General features: G+C 64.6%; 14 protein-coding genes. 5 read left to right on the top strand and 9 right to left on the bottom strand.

What is annotated here, in order from left to right:
• Positions 1 to 4 precede the first annotated feature (4 nt).
• The 3 genes from leuS to holA are packed head-to-tail and all read left to right on the top strand — an operon-like array spanning position 5 to position 4,151.
• A complete protein-coding gene (gene leuS, locus AC07NV_RS07615; RefSeq protein ID WP_495165716.1) occupies positions 5 to 2,569 on the top strand; it encodes a leucine--tRNA ligase in 2,565 nt (854 codons plus the stop codon).
• The gene (lptE, locus tag AC07NV_RS07620; protein WP_495165717.1) at positions 2,569 to 3,114 is read left to right on the top strand and encodes an LPS assembly lipoprotein LptE; all 546 of its coding nucleotides are present in this window, start codon (positions 2,569 to 2,571) and stop codon (positions 3,112 to 3,114) included. The genes leuS and lptE overlap by 1 nt, the downstream gene beginning before the upstream one ends.
• A 5-nt stretch (positions 3,115 to 3,119) precedes the next feature.
• On the top strand, positions 3,120 to 4,151 hold the full coding sequence (holA, locus tag AC07NV_RS07625) for a DNA polymerase III subunit delta (protein WP_495165718.1): 1,032 nt from the start codon (positions 3,120 to 3,122) through the stop codon (positions 4,149 to 4,151).
• 108 nt (positions 4,152 to 4,259) lie between these two features.
• Here holA and AC07NV_RS07630 read toward each other — a convergent pair whose 3' ends face one another.
• The 7 genes from AC07NV_RS07630 to AC07NV_RS07660 all read right to left on the bottom strand — a co-directional run bounded on the left by AC07NV_RS07630 (position 4,260) and on the right by AC07NV_RS07660 (position 12,880).
• Positions 4,260 to 7,085, bottom strand: a complete 2,826-nt coding sequence (locus tag AC07NV_RS07630; protein ID WP_495165719.1) for a TonB-dependent receptor — start codon at positions 7,083 to 7,085, stop codon at positions 4,260 to 4,262.
• A gap of 159 nt (positions 7,086 to 7,244) precedes the next feature.
• On the bottom strand, positions 7,245 to 7,985 hold the full coding sequence (pdeM, locus tag AC07NV_RS07635; RefSeq protein ID WP_495165720.1) for a ligase-associated DNA damage response endonuclease PdeM: 741 nt from the start codon (positions 7,983 to 7,985) through the stop codon (positions 7,245 to 7,247).
• A gap of 16 nt (positions 7,986 to 8,001) precedes the next feature.
• Positions 8,002 to 9,039, bottom strand: a complete 1,038-nt coding sequence (locus tag AC07NV_RS07640) for a retroviral-like aspartic protease family protein (protein ID WP_495165721.1) — start codon at positions 9,037 to 9,039, stop codon at positions 8,002 to 8,004.
• Positions 9,040 to 9,124: 85 nt separating this feature from the next.
• Positions 9,125 to 11,563, bottom strand: coding sequence for a ligase-associated DNA damage response DEXH box helicase (locus AC07NV_RS07645; protein ID WP_495165722.1), 2,439 nt, complete (start codon positions 11,561 to 11,563; stop codon positions 9,125 to 9,127).
• A 56-nt stretch (positions 11,564 to 11,619) separates the two neighbouring features.
• Positions 11,620 to 12,087 carry an SRPBCC domain-containing protein gene (locus AC07NV_RS07650; protein ID WP_495165723.1) on the bottom strand — a complete coding sequence of 156 codons (468 nt, stop codon included), beginning with the start codon at positions 12,085 to 12,087 and terminating at the stop codon, positions 11,620 to 11,622.
• Positions 12,084 to 12,410 carry an ArsR/SmtB family transcription factor gene (locus tag AC07NV_RS07655; RefSeq protein WP_495165724.1) on the bottom strand — a complete coding sequence of 109 codons (327 nt, stop codon included), beginning with the start codon at positions 12,408 to 12,410 and terminating at the stop codon, positions 12,084 to 12,086. The genes AC07NV_RS07650 and AC07NV_RS07655 overlap by 4 nt, the downstream gene beginning before the upstream one ends.
• Positions 12,407 to 12,880 carry a VOC family protein gene (locus AC07NV_RS07660; protein WP_495165725.1) on the bottom strand — a complete coding sequence of 158 codons (474 nt, stop codon included), beginning with the start codon at positions 12,878 to 12,880 and terminating at the stop codon, positions 12,407 to 12,409. The genes AC07NV_RS07655 and AC07NV_RS07660 overlap by 4 nt, the downstream gene beginning before the upstream one ends.
• A 102-nt stretch (positions 12,881 to 12,982) precedes the next feature.
• On the opposite strand from AC07NV_RS07660, the gene AC07NV_RS07665 reads away from it, so the two are divergent.
• Complete coding sequence (locus tag AC07NV_RS07665) at positions 12,983 to 13,912, top strand: glutaminase (RefSeq protein WP_495165726.1); 930 nt, start codon at positions 12,983 to 12,985, stop codon at positions 13,910 to 13,912.
• Between the two features lie 27 nt (positions 13,913 to 13,939).
• Here the strand turns inward: AC07NV_RS07665 and AC07NV_RS07670 are convergent, their stop codons facing one another.
• Positions 13,940 to 14,326, bottom strand: coding sequence for a septal ring lytic transglycosylase RlpA family protein (locus AC07NV_RS07670; RefSeq protein WP_495165727.1), 387 nt, complete (start codon positions 14,324 to 14,326; stop codon positions 13,940 to 13,942).
• A 152-nt stretch (positions 14,327 to 14,478) separates the two neighbouring features.
• A complete protein-coding gene (gene gyrB, locus AC07NV_RS07675) occupies positions 14,479 to 17,055 on the bottom strand; it encodes a DNA topoisomerase (ATP-hydrolyzing) subunit B (protein WP_495165728.1) in 2,577 nt (858 codons plus the stop codon).
• A 106-nt stretch (positions 17,056 to 17,161) separates the two neighbouring features.
• Between gyrB and AC07NV_RS07680 the strand changes: the two genes are divergently transcribed.
• Complete coding sequence (locus tag AC07NV_RS07680; RefSeq protein ID WP_495165729.1) at positions 17,162 to 17,596, top strand: hypothetical protein; 435 nt, start codon at positions 17,162 to 17,164, stop codon at positions 17,594 to 17,596.
• Positions 17,597 to 17,602: the final 6 nt, after the last annotated feature.

The raw sequence follows: 17,602 nt of genomic DNA on the forward strand, positions 1-17,602 counted from the left end.
AAGAATGACCCGCGAACCGCGCTTTGGCGCCCTCGCCGCCGACGCCCGCTGGCAAGCGGCGTGGGAGGCGGCGAACAGCTTTGCCACCAACGAGACGGGCGGCGCTGACGAACCTGACCGGCCCAAGGCCTATATCCTCGAGATGTTCCCCTATCCCTCGGGGCGCATCCATATGGGACATGTCCGCAACTATGCGATGGGCGACGTGCTCGCGCGCTTCAAGCGGATGACGGGGCACGACGTTCTCCACCCCATGGGTTGGGATGCGTTCGGTATGCCTGCCGAAAATGCCGCGATGGAAAAGGGCGTCCACCCGGGCGGTTGGACGCGCGACAATATTGCGTCGATGCGCGGCCAGCTGAAGCGGCTCGGCCTTGCGATCGACTGGAGCCGCGAACTCGCGACCTGCGAACCCGATTATTACGGGCAGGAACAGGCACTGTTCCTCGACCTGTTTGCTGCAGGGCTTGTCACGCGCAAGCACAGCTACGTCAATTGGGACCCCGTCGACATGACCGTGCTCGCCAACGAGCAGGTGATCGACGGCCGCGGCTGGCGCTCGGGCGCGCTCGTCGAGAAGAAAAAGCTGTCGCAGTGGTTCCTCAAGATCACCGACTTCGCCGAGGAACTGCTCGAAGGACTCGGCAGCCTCGAGAGCTGGCCCGACAAGGTCCGGTTGATGCAGGAAAACTGGATCGGCAAGTCGCAGGGGCTGGAATTTTCATTCAAGCTCGCGGGCGGCGCGGTCGGTTTCGACGTGTTCACGACGCGCCCCGACACCTTGTTCGGCGCAAGCTTTGCGGCGATCTCGCCCGACCATCCGCTCGCCGAGCGGCTGGCGAAGGATTCCCCCGAGCTGACCGCGTTCATCGCCGAATGCCGTCGGCAGGGGACGTCGGCAGAGCAGCTCGAAACGGCCGAAAAGCTGGGCTTCGATACCGGTCTGTCGGTCGAGCATCCGCTCGATCCCGACTGGCATATGCCCGTCTGGGTCGTGAATTATGTGCTGATGGACTATGGTACCGGCGCGATTTTCGGCTGTCCTGCGCACGATCAGCGCGACCTTGATTTCGCGCGCAAATACGAACTGCCCGTCCACCGCGTGATCGCCGACGGCGACCACATCGCACAGCATTTCACCGGCGACGAGGCCTATACCGGCGCCGGCAAGCTGGTGAACAGCCATTTCCTCGATGGTATGACAATCGACGAAGCGAAGGCTGCGGTGATCACGCGCGCCGAGCATGAAGGCTGGGGCAAGGGCACCACCGTGTGGCGCCTGCGCGACTGGGGCGTCTCGCGCCAGCGCTATTGGGGCACGCCGATCCCCTTCATCCATTGCGACGCGTGCGGCACGGTGCCGGTTCCCAAGAGCCAGCTCCCGGTCGTCCTGCCCGAGGATGTCGACTTCTCGGTTCCCGGCAATCCGCTCGATCGCCATCCGACGTGGAAACATGTGCGTTGTCCGTCGTGCGGTGGCGAAGCGGTGCGCGAGACCGACACGCTCGATACCTTCGTCGATTCGTCGTGGTATTTCCTGCGTTTCGCGAGTTCGCCGTCGGACAAGCCCTTCGATCCCGAAGTGATCCGCCGCTGGCTGCCCGTCGATCAATATATCGGCGGCATCGAGCATGCGATTCTCCATCTGCTCTACGCGCGCTTCTGGACGCGCGCGCTCAAGCATATGGGCATGATCGACATCGCCGAGCCCTTTGCGAGCCTGTTCACGCAGGGGATGGTGACGCACGAAACCTACAGCCGCTCGCAGGGTGAAGGCCATGCATCGCTTTTCTTCACCCCCGACGAAATTGTGCGGACGGCCGACGGGGCGACGCTGACGTCCGACGGGGCGCCGGTCGATGTCGGCCGCGTGATCAAGATGTCGAAGTCGAAGAAGAATGTCGTCGATCCCGACGCCATCCTCGACCAATATGGCGCCGACGCGGTGCGCTGGTTCATGCTGTCCGACAGTCCTCCCGAGCGCGATCTGCCGTGGAGCGAGGCGGGCATCGAGGGCGCGTGGCGCTTCGTCCAGCGCCTGTGGCGCCTGTTCGGCGACACCGAAAATGTCGGTGACGGGGCCGAAGACAAAGCACTCGCGCGCAAGCTGCACCAGACGATCGTCGGCGTGGCGATCGATGTCGAGGCGCTGGGTTTCAACAAAGCGGTTGCGAAGATTCACGCCCTCGCGAACGAGATCGAGAAAGCGAAAGCCTCGGCCACGCGTGCCGAGGCGTGTCGCACGCTCATCCTCCTCGTCGCGCCGATGATGCCGCATCTCGCCGAGGAAGCCTGGACTGCACTTCCGGCGAGCCAGCGTACCACCGCGATGATCGCCGATGCGGCGTGGCCCGCCGCCGATCCGGCACTGCTCGTCGATGACGAAGTGACAATCGCCATCCAGATGGCGGGTAAGCTGCGCGATACGATGACGCTCGCCAAAGGCCTCGACAAGGAAACAGTGGAAGCCGCGGCGCTCGCGCGCCCGCGGATCGTCGAGCTGCTCGGCGGCGCCGCGCCAAAGAAGGTGATTGTGGTCCCCGACCGTTTGGTGAATATCGTTCCCTGATGCGTATTGTCCTGACCTCCTCGCTTGTCGCCGCTTCGCTGATGCTCGGCGGCTGCGGACTGCGTCCCTTGTACGCAAATGGCAGCAAGGGGGCGGTGGCGCAGATACTCGCCGACGTCGATGTCGCGCCGATCGAGGGGCATTCGGGCTGGCTCGTCCGCAATGCGCTGCGCGACCGGCTTCAGGCGACACAGGGCGGACATGGCGCAGGCAAGCGGCTTCGCCTCGACGTCCGGCTCGAGGATTCGATCACCGGTTTTGGCGTCCGCGCCGATGATGCGGTGACGCGCGAGCGGCGCACCTTGCGCGCGCGCTACCAGCTTGTCGATGCCGCGAGCGGCGAAGTGGTGCTCGATGCGACGGCCTTTTCGGACGCCGGGATCGACGTTGTGGGCAGCGAATATGCGACGATCGCCGCCGAAAGCTCGGCGCTCGAACGGCTCGCCTCTGCGGTCGCCGACCAGATCGTCTCGCGGCTCGCGGTCTATGCCGACCGTGGCGGCGGTCAGCTGCCTGCGCCGGCGACACCCGCCCCAACACCATAGCGGCGATGAAAACGGTCAAGCCCGCCGACCTCGAACGCCTCTCGCGCCTCGACCCTGCGGTTCGTTTCACGCTCCTCACCGGCCCCGACGAGGCGACGATGGAGGCCGTTGCGAGCCATCTGACCCGCCTCGCCGGCAAGGATGCCGAACGGCTCGACCTGACGGGGTCCCAGCTTTCGCAAGACCCGTCGCTGCTCGCGGCCGAAGCCGCATCGATGTCGCTCTTTTCGTCCGCGCGGGTGATCCGGCTCGAACTTGCCGGCAGCGGCGATGACAGCCTCGCCGCGGTAGAGGCCTTGCTCGCCGCCGAAACCGCGATCAATCCGGTGGTCGCGACCGGCGCGTCGGTCACCGCCAAATCGAAACTCGTCAAGCTGGTCGAAGGCTCCGATCATGCCGTCGCTGCAATTTGCTACCAGCCCGACCGGCGCGCACTGGTCGGCATCGCGATGTCGGCAGCCGAGGAGCAAGGGCTGCGGTTCGCCAACGCCGATGCCCAGTTGCTTGTCGACCTTGTGTCGGGCGATCAGGCGCTGATGCGGCGCGAGATCGAGAAGATGGCGCTCTATCTCGACGCCGGTCCGGATCGCCAGCGGCAAGTGACCGCCGCTGATATCGCCGCGCTTGGCGCCGCGACGCATGAGGAAGATGTCAGCGAGTGCATCAATGTCGCGCTCGGCGGCAAAGTGCGCGATCTTCCCGCGATGCTGGCCAAGGCGGCGGCGGTCGGTGTCGCCGAAATCCGGATCATCCGTGCGCTCGCGATCCGCGCGATGGCGCTCGCGCGTCTGCGCGCCGAGGTCGACGGCGGCGCCCACCCCGCAACCGTGGTGTCGGCGCGCACCAGCGGCATTTTCTGGAAGGAGCGCGATGCGGTGACGGCGCAGCTCCATATCTGGGATTCGGTGCGGATCGCGCGGCTGATGAGCCGTCTGCTCGATTGCGAGCGCGCGCTCAAATCGTCGGGCACGGCGGGCGGCGTGCTGTTCCGCAAGCTCATCACCGACATTGCGCATCAGGCAGCGCGGGCGCGTTAACCCGGTTCACTGACGTGGGCGCGGCACCAGCCGGCTCCGTCGTCAGAGACAAAAAGAAACCGCCCGCTCACCGAAGCGAGCGGGCGGTTCCCATCATTTCTTACGCGATCAGAACTTGCCGCGCAGGGTCACGCCATAGGTCCGCGGTTCGGCAAGGAACTGCGAGAAGATCTGGCGGCCGCCCGGATATTGCGGGTCGGCAAAGGCGGTGGTCGTCGACGTCGCGCCTTCCTGGAACGGCGAGTTGAAGGCAACCTGGGCATATTGCTTGTTGAAGATATTCTGGCCCCAGAATTCGATACCCCATTTCTCGTCGGGACCGCGAATGCCGATGCGGGCGTTGAACAGCGCATAACCGTCCTGCGCCTTTTGCGGGAACAGGTCCGAACCGGTGTTGTAATCGCTGGTCATGCGGCCATCGATATAGACGAGGCCGGTCAGTCCGCTGCTGCCGATGTCGGGGGTCCAGGCGACGCTGCCGGTTGCGACCAGTTCGGGCGCGTTCGACAGATTGTTGCCCGGCAGCAGACGAAGCGCCTGATCGAGCGGGGCGCCCGAATCATTGCCGACCAGATTGTTACGATATTTCGTTTTCGCATAGGTCAGCCCCGCGGTCATGCGGAAGCTGCGCGCCGGAACCAGCGAGGCTTCGAGTTCGAAACCTTCGGTCCGTACGCCATAGCTGACATCGTCCTTTGCGCACGCTCCCGTGGTTGCCGCCGCCGCGTTGTAATTGGGCACGCCGGTAAACTTGCTCTGGTCGCGGTCGCCGCCACTCAGGCTGCTGTCGCACCCGTTGACATTCTGCACCAGGAAGACGGTGCCGTTGAACGTGTTCAGCTGGAAGCTCGAAAAATCCGACCGGAAGAAGGTCAGGCCGGCGCTGAACGGACCATTCGAATATTTGGCACCCAGTTCATAACTCTGCACGGTTTCGGGATCAAACTGCAGGTTGCCGACCAGCCCCTGCGCGCCGCCCGCGGTTGCCGCAAACGGCAGGATCGGCGATTTCAGCGCCGAGCGGTCGAGGTTGAAGCCGCCCGCCTTGTACCCGCGCGAATAGCTCGCATAGACCATCAGGTCGTCGAGCGGCTTGTACGACAGAATCGCGGTGCCGGTAAATTCATCCTCGCTGCGCTTGTCTTTGATCGACACATTGTTCAACTCGGCGGTCGAATTGCCCTGACAGGCAAGCCCGATGAGGGCACCGGCCAGCGCGCGCGCGGTGGCGTTCTGGGTCGGCGTACCGGCAGTCGTGGTCGTCAGGTCGTTGAGAACAAGGCCCTGAACGGTCGTGCAGGCCGTGTTGTCGTTGGTGAAGGTGGCCGAGAACTTCTTCTTGTCGTTGGTGTAACGGACGCCAAAGGTGAAATCGAGCTTGTCGGTGATGTGGAAGATATTGTGGGTGAACAGCGCCCAGTTGGTATCTTTCTGGAAATAGCGGTCGTTGATGCTGCCCTTGTCGCTGATACCGTCGAGCGCGGTTAGGGCTGCGACGATGTCCGGGCCCGACGCGCCGGTCGCGCCCGCGAGCGTCGCCTGACCCACGCCGGGAATGACACACGACGGGTTGGTCGGCGAATAGAGGCCCGCGAGCGCCGTGCCGGTAATCAGGCGACACGCCGCGAAGCGGCCATATTGCTTGCCGAAGCGCAGATTGTCGCGGACGGTCAGCTTTTCGTTAGCGTAGAAACCGCCGACCAGCCAGTCGAGCTTGCCGTCAAAGGCCTCGCCCTGCAGTCGCAGTTCCTGCGTAAAGGTGTGGAACTGGCGATAGGCATCCTTGCTGTCGGCGCGATAGAGGATATCGACCGTGCCATAGTCCACGTCGCCGGCCTGGCTCGACCGATATTCGCGGTAGCCGGTGATCGAAGTCAGCTTGGCGCTGCCCAGATCATAGTCGATCTGGCCCGAGAAGCCGTAATCCTTGGTCTTGCCGGCAAAGCTGCGGCCGGGAGTCACCGAAATGTCACGGCTATAGCCCTGGTTGAATGCCGCGAGCGGCTGGCCGAGGTCGCGCAGCACATTGATGATGTTGTTGCTCGTCGCGGTCGCCCCCGCGCCCGGGCTGCTCGGCGTGTTGAGATTGCCGATCGTGGGATTGACCGTCGGGCTGACATAGGTCGCGCCGCAGCACTCCTCGTCGCGCGACGTATAGTCCGCGATCAGGCGCACCGACAGGGCGTCGGTCGGCTCGAACAGCAACTGGCCGCGCACGAAATAGCGGTCGCGATTGTTGATGTCGCGCTTGTTGTTCGTATCGCGCAGGAAGCCGTCGCGCTTTACCCAGACGCCGTCGATGCGCGCGGCGAGCGTGTCGCTAATCGGTCCGGTGACGCTGCCGCCGAGGCGCCAATAGTCGTAATTGCCATAGGTGAGCTCACCCGTGGCGCCGAACTGGAAATCGGGCTTTTTCGAATAGATGCTGATCAGGCCGGCCGACGAGTTGCGGCCGCCGAGCGTCCCTTGCGGGCCGCGCTGCACTTCGATGCGATCGATTTCGCCCAGTTCGTTGAGGCCGATACCCGACCGCGAGCGATAGACGCCGTCGATGAACACGGGGACCGAGCTTTCGAGGCCGGGATTGTCGCCGACGGTGCCGATACCGCGGATACGCGCCGAGCCATTGGCTTCCGATCCGGTCGACGAGACAAGCAGCGACGGGGCGAGCTGGTTCAGCTGGCGAATGTCGTTCGCGCCGCTGTTCTGCAGCGTTTCGGCGCTGACGGCCGAGATAGCGACCGGCACGTCGGACAGGACCTGGGCGCGGCCCTGCGCGGTCACGATGATGGGCGTGTTGCCGCTGTCATCGGTCGCGGTGTCGGCCGGGGCATCCTGTGCAAAGGCGGGAGCGGAGACCGCCGCCATGGCGATCGAGACGCCAAGCGCGCTCGTTCGAAGAAAACGGGCAGCACGAAGGGAAGATGATTTCATATCGGGCACTCCTCTCAATATTTCATTATTTTTGTTGCCCGCGGAACATAACTCAATTGCGCGACCAATCTAGCGTGGGCCACGTATTTGCGTCGTTTTTGGCGCGGTGATGCTTTTGGGTCACAGGCAGAAAAGCGCCTGTTCGGTGCGGGTTGGGCGCTAGTCCGCAGCGACTGCGCGGCTTGCCGTAGCGTCATCGGGCGTGCGGCCGGGACAGGGGAAGCAGAGCCTGCGGCCCCGCGCGACAAGCATGGCCTCGTAAGGACCGTCAAAATTTTCTGCGATCACGGGATCTTCGGCCGCAAGCCCGCCGGTCAGGCTACCAAAAGCAGGTAGAATCAAACGCCGCTCATCGCCCGCAAAACAGGGCCGCGCCACATGGCGGCCGCGAATGTTGAAGCGTAGTTTCGGGTGAAAATGGCCCGAGATCTCCGGCCGTGTTTCACGGCTTTGGCTTTGGTGACGAAAGACGATGCCGTCGACGACCAGTTCGTCGGCGACCTCGCCGCCCCATGCGCCGCCGGTGAGTCCGTCATGATTGCCCGCGATCCACAGCAGTTTTGCCGACGCCGACTGCGCGAGCAGCCGATCGGCAACGGCGGGAGCGATGCGATCGACGGCGTCTCGATCGTGGAAGCTGTCGCCGAGGCACCAGATTGCACGCGCTCGCGTTTCGGCCGCAAGCGCGGCGAGCCGGTCGAGCGTGTCATGGCTGTCATAGGGCGGCAAATGCTGGCCGAGCGCGGCGTACCAGCTTGCCTTTTCGAGGTGCAGGTCGGCGACGATCAGTGCACGATGGCGCGGCCAGAACAGCGCCCGGTCGGCCAGCATCTGGAACAGCTGGCCGGCGAAGGCAAAGGTCGGCGCGGCGGACATGGCGCCGCTATGCAGGCGCCGCATGCGGCCTGCAAGCGTTCTAGGTGCCGCGCTGGGCCGTGTTTGCGGCAAAGCGTTGGCCCGCCTCGCGGCTCGCCCCGTCGGGCAGATCGAAGACGACGCGCTTGTTCGGGAAATCGATCTCGACACGGTCGAACAGCGACAGGCTGTCCATCCCGAGCAGCAGCGCGGGCCGGTCGTTCAATCCCAGCGCGCGAAACGCCTGGCCGTCGGCAAAGCTGATGGGGAGATTGTTGACGTCCATTCCGTTGATCACGATCCGTTTGATCGCGGTCTGCGTCGCGGGCACCGCTTCGCCGGTCACCGCATCGAGGATCGTCGAGGTAAAGGGATAGCGGTTGGCGCGCGTGCTCGCGACCAGCTTTTGCAGCGCCATATTGCCGACGCTCGTCTGGGCGCCGGTGTCGACAATCACGTCGATGCGTTTTCCGTTCAGCCGCGCGTCGGAGAGAATCAGGCGTCCCGCCGAATTGCGCGCGGTGACGACGATCGCGTCGTCGTCGCGTATGATCGGTTGAGCTCGCCGGCGCGTTTCGAGGATCTGCATGGTTTCCTTACGGAAATCGATCAGAATGCGCCGCTCTTCGAGCATGTCGACGCCGATCAACCCCGCGGCGCCGAGATGCCGGCCGAAAAAGGCGGGGGCCTCGACCGAGGCGAGATGCAGTTTCGCCATCTGGAGCGCCGCGACGCGATAGCTCGGCACCGTGGTCGACCCGCCGATCGTCGCGAGCCGCAACTTGGCGCCCTCGGCCAGCCCCAGCCGCTCGGCGAGTTCGCGCGCGATGACTGTCCGCTCGGCGCCGGTGTCGACAAGGAAGGCGAAGGGGCCTTTGCCTCCGACCATGACCTGCACCGACATGCGCCGCGAGGCATCGAGGTCGAAGGGCTCGATGAAGGGGACGACGACCACTGGCGGCGTAACGGCTTCGCCGGTTGGCGAGGGCGCAGCGACCGGAAGGGGTGACGGAACGGCGGGCGCCGGGGTTGCACCGAGCAGCGCGGGGGTGGCGAGCAGCAGCGCCAATAGGACGGACCGCTGGAAAGCTTGGGTCATCGCTGGCATCCTCTGTATATTTTGATGCAATCTACGCCTCATCGGGCCCGGCAGCAAGCAAAACGCCGGATACAGGTCGCGGCGGCTATGACGATGATATTGGCTGATTTGCAGCCGAAATGGATCCCATCGCCTTCTCCGCGAGGCTGTCCGCCAGCTCGCCGAGCAGGGCATCGTCGATATCGGCCGCCGGGACATTCTCGCGCCCGATCAGCACCAGAATCGGGATTGCGAGCGGGCTCACGCGCGGCAGCGGCTGGTGGAGCATCGTCCCTGCCGCACGGTCGAGCAGATCGCCCAGACGCGCCACATCGGTCAGCCGCTCGCGCGCGTCGGCCCAAGCGGCTTCGAGCAGCAGATGGTCGGGTTCATATTTGCGCAGGACATCGAAGATCAGGTCGGTCGAAAACGTCACCTGCTTGCCCGTCTTGCGCTTGCCCGGATGTTGCCGTTCGATCAGCCCGCCGATCACGGCAACCTCGCGAAACGCGCGTTTCAGTAGGTGCGAACTTTCCACCCATTCGACGAATTCGTCTTCGAGGATCGCGGGATCGAACAATGCGGCGGGGTCGGTGACCGGCCGCAGCGACCAGATGGCGAGTGCATAATCCGACGCGACGAAGCCGAGCGGCTGCAGCCCCGCGCGGTCCATCCGTTTGGTGATCAACATGCCGAGCGACTGGTGGGCGTTCCAGCCCTCGAAGGGGTAAATCACCATATAGTGCACCCCCTCGTGGGGAAATGTCTCGACGAGCAGTTCGCCGGGGCGCGGGAGAACCGAGCGCAACGCCTGCATTTCGAGCCAGAAACGCACATCCTCGGGGAAGCGCTGCCAGCTCGACGGATCGGCGAGGAAGCCACGAACCCGGTCGGCGAGCCGCGTCGACAGCGCCATACGCGCGCCCATATAGCTCGGGATTCGTGCGGGCCGCGTCGTCGCGCGGACATAGAGATCGGTGTCGCGGATCGATTCGACCTCGAGGCTGAGCCCGGCGAAGGCAAAGGTGTCGCCCGCTGTCAGCGTGCTCGCGAAATATTCCTCGACGCTGCCGAGGCGGCGCCCGTTTTTGAACCGCACGTCGAGCGTCGGGGCATCGACGATGATCCCGGCGTTGAGCCGGTGCTGCGCCGCGAGCCTTGGGTGGGCGATGCGCCAGCCGCCCTGCCCGTCGGGGGCGAGCCGGCGAAAGCGGTCGTAGCTTTTGAGCGCATAGCCGCCGTCGCACACGAAGCCGAGGAGGCGGGTAAATATCCCGGCGTCGATCCAATGGTAGGGCGTCGCGGACCGGATTTCCGCGAGCAGATCGGCCTCCTTGAAGGGCGCGGCGCACGCGAGCGCCATCACATGCTGCGCGAGCACGTCGAGCGTGCCGGGGCGGAAGCGGTCGGCATCGCGCTCGCCCGCCTCGACGGCGTCGAGCGCGGCGCGCGCTTCGAGATATTCGAAGCGGTTACCGGGCACGATCAACGCGCGGCTCGGCTCGTCGAGCCGGTGGTTGGCGCGTCCGATGCGCTGGAGCAGGCGCGAAGATCCCTTGGGGGCGCCCATCTGGATCACGCAGTCGACATTGCCCCAGTCGAGCCCGAGGTCGAGGCTGGAGGTCGCGACGAGCGCGCGCAATCGCCCCTCGGCCATCGCCGCCTCCGCGCGCAGCCGCGCTTCGCGATCGAGGCTGCCGTGGTGGATCGCGATCGGCAGGCTGAGGTCGTTGACCTTCCACAGTTCCTGAAAGGTCAGCTCGGCGAGCCCGCGGGTGTTGCAGAAAATGATCGTCGTGCGGTTCTTCGCGACCTCTTCCATTACCTGATGCACCGCCCAGCGGCCCGAATGCCCCGCCCAAGGCACCGCGCCTTCGGGCAGCAATATCTGGATATCGGGGTCGGCGCCTGCTTCGCCCTCGACCAGCGTGACCGTTTCGGCCTCGCCATTCGGCGCCAGCCAGCCGCGATAGGCGGTGGTGTCGGCGATCGTCGCCGACAGCCCGACGCGGCGCAGGCCGGGCGCGATCTGCTGGAGCCGTGCGAGTGCAAGGCTCAGCAGATCGCCGCGCTTGCCGGGGGCAAAGGCGTGGATCTCGTCGATCACCACCGTCTTCAGATCGGCGAACATGGTGAAACTGTCGGGGTAGGACAACAGCAACGATAGCGACTCGGGGGTCGTCAGCAGAATGTTCGGTGGCCGGCTGCGCTGGCGCGCTTTCTTGTCCGACGAGGTATCGCCGCTGCGGCTTTCGACGCTGATGTCGAGACCCATGTCGGCAATCGGGCCGAGCAAATTGCGCTCGACATCGGCGGCAAGCGCCTTCAGCGGCGAGACGTAGAGCGTATGCAGCCGGTCGGTCGGGTGCTGCGTGAGGTCGACGAGGGTTGGGAGGAACCCCGACAACGTCTTGCCCGCGCCGGTTGCAGCGACGAGGAGCGCGCTCTCGCCACGCGTTCCCGCCGCGAGCATATCGGCCTGATGCCGCCGCAGCCGCCACCCGCGCGCGGCGAACCAGTCGGTGAAAGGGGCGGGGAGGTCCATCGGTGGGAAGGTGGGGCGGCGCATCGTGCGGGGCAAGCTTTTCTGCCGTCCAGTGACTAAAGCCGCTCTCCGAAATGCTCCAACAACCCGCGCCAATGCTCTCCCAACCGCCGCTGGAACAGCATGAGTTCGAACCCGTGGCGCGCGGCATGTTTCTGCGGGATGCTGTCCCACCCGCGATGCTCGACCGTCACGCGAGTCTCGTCGCCCACGGCCTCGAAGCGTACATCGACCTCGGTCGCCTGATCGGCCGTAAAGTTCGGCAGCCGCCATCCGAAGGCGAGACGTTCGCCCGGAAGCCAGTGATGCACCGCCCCGATCTCCCACTCCCGGCCATCATCGAAGCGGGTCATGAGGCGGCCGTCCGGCCCCTCGGGATCGAAGCGTAGCGCGCCGTCGCCTGCGCGCGAAAGCTGGAACAAGGGATGGCTCTTCCACCAGCGGCCGATGTCGCGTGTGAAAGCGGTGAAGGCGATGTCCGGCGACACGCCGACGCGGAGCGCTACGATCACCGCAGCGTTCATGCGCCGGTCTCGACATGCGCCTTGAACGCCGCGAGCTGGTGCGTCCACAGTGCCTCGGTCTCGGCGAGCCACTGCTTCAAGTCCGCCGTTGCCCCGTCCTTCAGCGAATAGATGCGCACGCGCGCGTCGAAGGCGGGGTGACTGTCCTCGACGAGTCCGCCAGCTTTGAGCGCGCGCAGATGGCGGCTCATCGCGGGCGCTGCGAGGCCGAGTTCGCCTGCGAGTTCGCCCGCACTGCGCGGACGCTGGCCGAGCAGTTCGACCGCGCGCCGCCGATGCGGATCGGCGAGCGCGGCGAGCGTGCGGTCGATCGCGGTGCTCAATCGTCGAGCCGCGTCTTCGTCGTGAAACCGCCCTCGGCGTCCCATTGCTCGGCCGTCTTTTCCTCGACGGTTACGCCAAAGGTCCAGATATGGCCCTCCAGATCCTTGGCGCGGTAGCTGCGGTCGCCGTAGAATTGCGTTTCGGGTTCGGCGATGATGTCGGCCCCTGCGGCGCGGGCGCGTTCGCAATGCGCGTCGATATCCTCACCGACGCCAAGTTGAACGTGCACCGATTGGCTATTCTTGCCGCCGATCGACTTCGGGCTCTTGTGATCGTCGGACCATTCATTGCCGATCATCACCGCCGAATCGCCATAGCCCATTTCCGAATGGGCAAGATTGCCGTCGGCGTCGAGCAGCACGAACAGCGGCTCGAACCCGAAGGCATCTTCGAGCCAGCGGAATGCCGCCTTGCTGTCCTGATAGCTGACGGCGCTGGAAAGGCCCTTGCCTCGTGGATGATCGACCATGTCCCATTCTCCCGATTCGCTGCACTTGATTTCGGATGTATAGAATATTTCTTCAAAAATGAAAATACATGCTTTGCGCGACGATTATGGTAGGCGGACGGGATGACCGACGATCTTCGTAACCATATCGACGAGGCGATGACGCTGGCCGCGGGGCATCTGGGCCAAGGCCGGGTCGCCGATTATATTCCGGCGCTGGCAAAGGTCGATCCGCACAAGCTGGGTTTCGCGCTCGCGCTGCCCGATGGGACCGTCCACGCCTCGGGCGACGCCGACGAACCCTTCTCGATCCAGTCGGTGTCGAAAATATTCACGCTGGCGCTTGCCTTGCGCCGTGTCGGCAGCTCGCTGTGGGACAGCGTCGGACGCGAACCGTCGGGATCGGCCTTCAACTCGATCGTCCAGCTCGAAAGCGAACATGGCATCCCGCGCAACCCGCTCATCAATGCGGGCGCGATCGCGACCACCGACCGGCTGATCGACGGCCGCAGCGGCGATGCGGTCGCTGACGAGATCGTCGATTTCATGCGTGCCCGCGCGGGCGACGACAGCGTTGGAATCGATTTCGAGGTTGCCTTCTCCGAATCCGAGACCGGCGCGCGCAACCGCAGCCTGTCGCACTTCATGGACTCGTTCGGCAATCTGAAGCATCCCGTTGAAACCGTGGTCGGGGTCTATTTTCGCCAATGCGCAATTGCCATGTCTTGCCGCCAGCTGGCGCGCGCCGGGCTGTTCCTTGCGATGGAGGGGCGCGACCCGCTGACCGGCGAGCAGCTCCTCGACCCGCACCGCGCGCGGCGGATCAACGCGATCATGATGCTCTGCGGCCATTACGACAATAGCGGCGAGTTCGCGTTCCGCGTCGGCTTGCCGGGCAAGAGCGGGGTCGGCGGCGGGATATTGTGCATTGCGCCCGGGCAAGGCTCGATCGCGGTCTGGTCACCGGGATTGAACGAGGCGGGGACGTCGCTTGCGGGCGCCGTGGCGCTTGAACATTTTGCTTATGCGGCGGGCTGGTCGGTCTTCGATTAGGTATGGGGGCGCCCCCAGGGCGCACGCTCAGTCGTTGTCGAGAAGCGCCAGCTTCACGCGTGCCGTACCGCTGCGGTGCATACCGATTTCGCGCGCTGCAGCGTGGCTGACATCGATCACCCGACCATGCGAAAAGGGACCGCGATCGTTGATACGGACGATCACGCTGTCGCCGTTGGAGGTGTTGGTGACGCGCACCATGCTGCCGAAGGGAAGCGACCGATGCGCAGCGGTGAGCTCGTCGGGATCGAATCGCTCGCCGCTCGCGGTGCGGTTGCCGGCAAGTTCGTCGCCGTAATAGCTTGCCATTCCACCGCCGATTTCGGTTTCGTCATCGATCGCGACGGCCGTGTCGTTGGTGATTTCGGCATCCTGCGCTGCGGCCGAAACCGTAAGCAGAAGCGGTATCAGCATGGCTGAAAAGACCCGCATGGCATCATCCCCTTGTCAGAGGCTGCGCCAAAAGCAGCGGCGGCCTGCCAAGGCAAGCCGCCGCGCGTTAAACTGAACCCTATTTGCGGTCGGGTGTTCGATCTGGACCGTTTTTTAACGGAAGTAACTGAAAACTATACGTCGAGATTCGCCACCGACAGCGCGTTTGTCTGAATAAAATCGCGCCGCGGTTCGACCTCGTCGCCCATCAACCGTTCGAAGATTTCGTGCGCGACATCGGCCTGATCGGCCTCGACGCGCAGCAGCGAACGATTGGCGGGATCGAGCGTTGTTTCCCACAATTGCTCGGCATTCATTTCGCCCAGCCCCTTGTAGCGGCTGATTGCCAGTCCCTTGCGGCTGTGGGCGAAAATTGCCTCGAGCAGTTCGGACGGCCGGGTGATCGGGGTGACCTTGCCGGTGCTTGCAGCAGGCAGGTCGCCGTCATTGGCGTCGGCGTCATTCTCGGCTTCGGTGGCCGCCGCAAGAGCAGCGGCATCGGCGGCTTGCGCGGCGGCACTGCTGCCCTTCACCAGACGCGCCGGGCGGGCATAGGTGTCGGCTTGTTCGGCAGCGAGCTTGTGCAGCCGGCGCGCTTCCTGACTGGCGAGGAAGGCTGCGTCGATGGCGTGATGGTCGCTGACCCCACGCCACCTTTTTTCGAGCGTGTAGCCGCCGTCGACCACAACGATCGTCCATTTGGCTTCGATACCGCCGGTGAGCGCGCTTTCGGCCATGTTGAGCCATTCCGCGGCGCGGATTCCCGCTGCGGTACGTCCCGCATCGTCGAGTTCGGGATCGAGCGCGCCATTCAGCGCCAGGGCCTCGACCAGCTCGTAATTATGGCCGCGCGGCACATAACGCATCAGCGCGCGCAGGCGGCGGCCATGCTCGATCAGGTCGCGGAGGTCGTTGCCCGAGCGCGCACCGCCGCTCGTTTCCAGCATCAGCGCATCGATCCCGCCGTCGACGAGGTAGTTTTCGAGCGCGCTATCGTCCTTGAGATAGACCTCGCTCCGCCCCTTCGCCACTTTGTAGAGCGGCGGCTGGGCGATGTAGAGATGGCCGCCCTCGATGATCTCGGGCATCTGGCGATAGAAGAAGGTGAGCAAAAGCGTACGGATATGCGCGCCGTCGACGTCGGCGTCGGTCATGATCACGATCTTGTGATAGCGCAGCTTCTCGAGGTTGAACTCGTCGCGGATCCCGGTGCCGAGCGCCTGGATCAGCGTACCGACTTCCTTCGACGAAATGATCCGGTCGAAGCGCGCGCGCTCGACGTTCAAAATCTTTCCCTTCAAGGGCAGGATCGCCTGCACCTTGCGGTCGCGGCCCTGCTTGGCCGATCCGCCTGCCGAGTCACCCTCGACGAGGAAGAGTTCGCATTTGCTGGGATCGCGTTCCTGACAGTCGGCGAGCTTGCCGGGCAGCGAGGCGATATCCATCGCGCCCTTGCGCCGCGTCAGTTCGCGGGCCTTCTTCGCGGCTTCGCGCGCCGCGGCGGCGTCGATGACTTTCTGGATCACCGCCTTGGCATAAGCAGGATTTTCCTCGAGCCATTCGGTCATCCGGTCGGCCATCAGGCTTTCGAGCGGCTGGCGGACTTCGGACGAAACGAGCTTGTCCTTGGTCTGCGACGAGAATTTGGGATCGGGCAGCTTGACCGAGACGATCGCGGTCAGGCCTTCGCGCATATCCTCGCCGGTCAGCGAGACCTTTTCCTTCTTCAGGATGCCCGATTTGTCGCCATAGCCGTTGAGCGTGCGCGTCAGCGCGGCGCGGAACGCCGCAAGGTGGGTGCCGCCGTCGCGCTGCGGGATATTGTTCGTGAAGCACAGCACATTTTCATAATAGCTGTCGTTCCATTCGAGCGCGACATCGATGCCGATGCCGTCGCGCTCGCTGCTGATCGCGATCGGATCGGGCAGCAGCGCGGTCTTGTTGCGATCGAGATAGCGGACGAACGCGCCGATGCCGCCTTCGTAGAACAGGTCGTGGCTGACATGCTCGGCATGGCGCGCGTCGACCAGCTTGATGCGGACGCCCGAGTTCAGGAAGGCGAGTTCGCGGTAGCGATGCTCGAGCTTTTCGAAATCGAATTCGAGGACATTCTTGAACGTGTCGGTCGAGGCCGAGAAAGTGACGCGCGTCCCCTTCTTGCCGGCGGGGGCGGGGCCGTTGACCTTGAGCGGGCCCACCGAATCGCCATGTTCGAAGCGCATCCAATGCTCCTGGCCGTCGCGCCAGATGGTGAGTTCGAGCCACTCGCTGAGCGCGTTGACGACGCTGACGCCGACGCCGTGCAGGCCGCCCGACACCTTGTACGCATTGTCGTCGCTGGTGTTTTCGAACTTACCGCCGGCGTGGAGCTGGGTCATGATGACCTCGGCCGCCGAAATGCCCTCCTCGGCGTGAATGCCGGTCGGAATGCCGCGACCATTGTCCTCGACGCTGACCGATCCGTCGCTGTTCAGTGTAATCAGGACAAGGTCGCAATGCCCCGCGAGCGCTTCGTCGATCGCGTTGTCCGAAACCTCGAACACCATGTGATGCAGGCCCGACCCGTCGTCGGTGTCGCCGATATACATGCCCGGCCGTTTGCGCACCGCGTCGAGGCCTTTGAGAACCTTGATCGAATCGGCGCCATAGGCGTTGGAATTGGGCAGGTTGGCATTGGCGCTCTGCGCCGCATTTTCAGGGGTGTCCGTCATATCGATTATATAGGGTCGCGGGGCCGAAAACCCAAGCGAAAATGCGGCTCTCGCTGCTGTGGCGACGAGCGTTGCGCGCGCGCCTCGCGGCGGCTAGTTTCAAAGCATGAAACACCGTCTCGCGCATCCGCTCGCCGCCGCCTTCATCCTCTCGCTCGCCGCGTGCAGCCAGCCTGCGCCGCCCGCCGACAATGCGCCCGCGGTTGCAGGCGAGCCGCTGGCGACGCGCGCGGTGATGATCGGCACCGAAGGGCCGAGCTTGCCTGCCTGTTCGAGCGTCAGCCGAGTCAAGCCGGGCGGCACCGACGTCTATTGGGCGCCCGGCGAAACGCGCGCGATCAAGGCGAAACTCGCCGGCGGCGCGAATGTGTCGCTGTGCGAAGCGGCTGACAATGATGCCTGGTTCGGCGTCATCTTCGCCGCGCCCGGCACCGATCCCGATATGTGCGGGGTCGGCAAGTCGGTGGCCAATGCGCGCGAATATCAGGGGCCGTGCCGCTGGGGCTGGATCAAGGGCGGAACGGTCCAATTGGGGGGATAGTCCCCA

The organism is Sphingopyxis sp. GW821-FHT10B01 (assembly GCF_059415685.1).

Excerpts from the sequence above, each read along its gene's own strand:
- leuS (WP_495165716.1), top strand. The coding sequence starts at position 5 with ATGACCCGCGAACCGCGCTTTGGCGCCCTCGCCGCCGACGCCCGCTGG.
- lptE (WP_495165717.1), top strand. The coding sequence starts at position 2,569 with ATGCGTATTGTCCTGACCTCCTCGCTTGTCGCCGCTTCGCTGATGCTC.
- holA (WP_495165718.1), top strand. The coding sequence starts at position 3,120 with ATGAAAACGGTCAAGCCCGCCGACCTCGAACGCCTCTCGCGCCTCGAC.
- AC07NV_RS07630 (WP_495165719.1), bottom strand. The coding sequence starts at position 7,085 with ATGAAATCATCTTCCCTTCGTGCTGCCCGTTTTCTTCGAACGAGCGCG.
- pdeM (WP_495165720.1), bottom strand. The coding sequence starts at position 7,985 with ATGCGGCGCCTGCATAGCGGCGCCATGTCCGCCGCGCCGACCTTTGCC.
- AC07NV_RS07640 (WP_495165721.1), bottom strand. The coding sequence starts at position 9,039 with ATGACCCAAGCTTTCCAGCGGTCCGTCCTATTGGCGCTGCTGCTCGCC.
- AC07NV_RS07645 (WP_495165722.1), bottom strand. The coding sequence starts at position 11,563 with ATGGACCTCCCCGCCCCTTTCACCGACTGGTTCGCCGCGCGCGGGTGG.
- AC07NV_RS07650 (WP_495165723.1), bottom strand. The coding sequence starts at position 12,087 with ATGAACGCTGCGGTGATCGTAGCGCTCCGCGTCGGCGTGTCGCCGGAC.
- AC07NV_RS07660 (WP_495165725.1), bottom strand. The coding sequence starts at position 12,880 with ATGGTCGATCATCCACGAGGCAAGGGCCTTTCCAGCGCCGTCAGCTAT.
- AC07NV_RS07665 (WP_495165726.1), top strand. The coding sequence starts at position 12,983 with ATGACCGACGATCTTCGTAACCATATCGACGAGGCGATGACGCTGGCC.
- AC07NV_RS07670 (WP_495165727.1), bottom strand. The coding sequence starts at position 14,326 with ATGCTGATACCGCTTCTGCTTACGGTTTCGGCCGCAGCGCAGGATGCC.
- gyrB (WP_495165728.1), bottom strand. The coding sequence starts at position 17,055 with ATGACGGACACCCCTGAAAATGCGGCGCAGAGCGCCAATGCCAACCTG.
- AC07NV_RS07680 (WP_495165729.1), top strand. The coding sequence starts at position 17,162 with ATGAAACACCGTCTCGCGCATCCGCTCGCCGCCGCCTTCATCCTCTCG.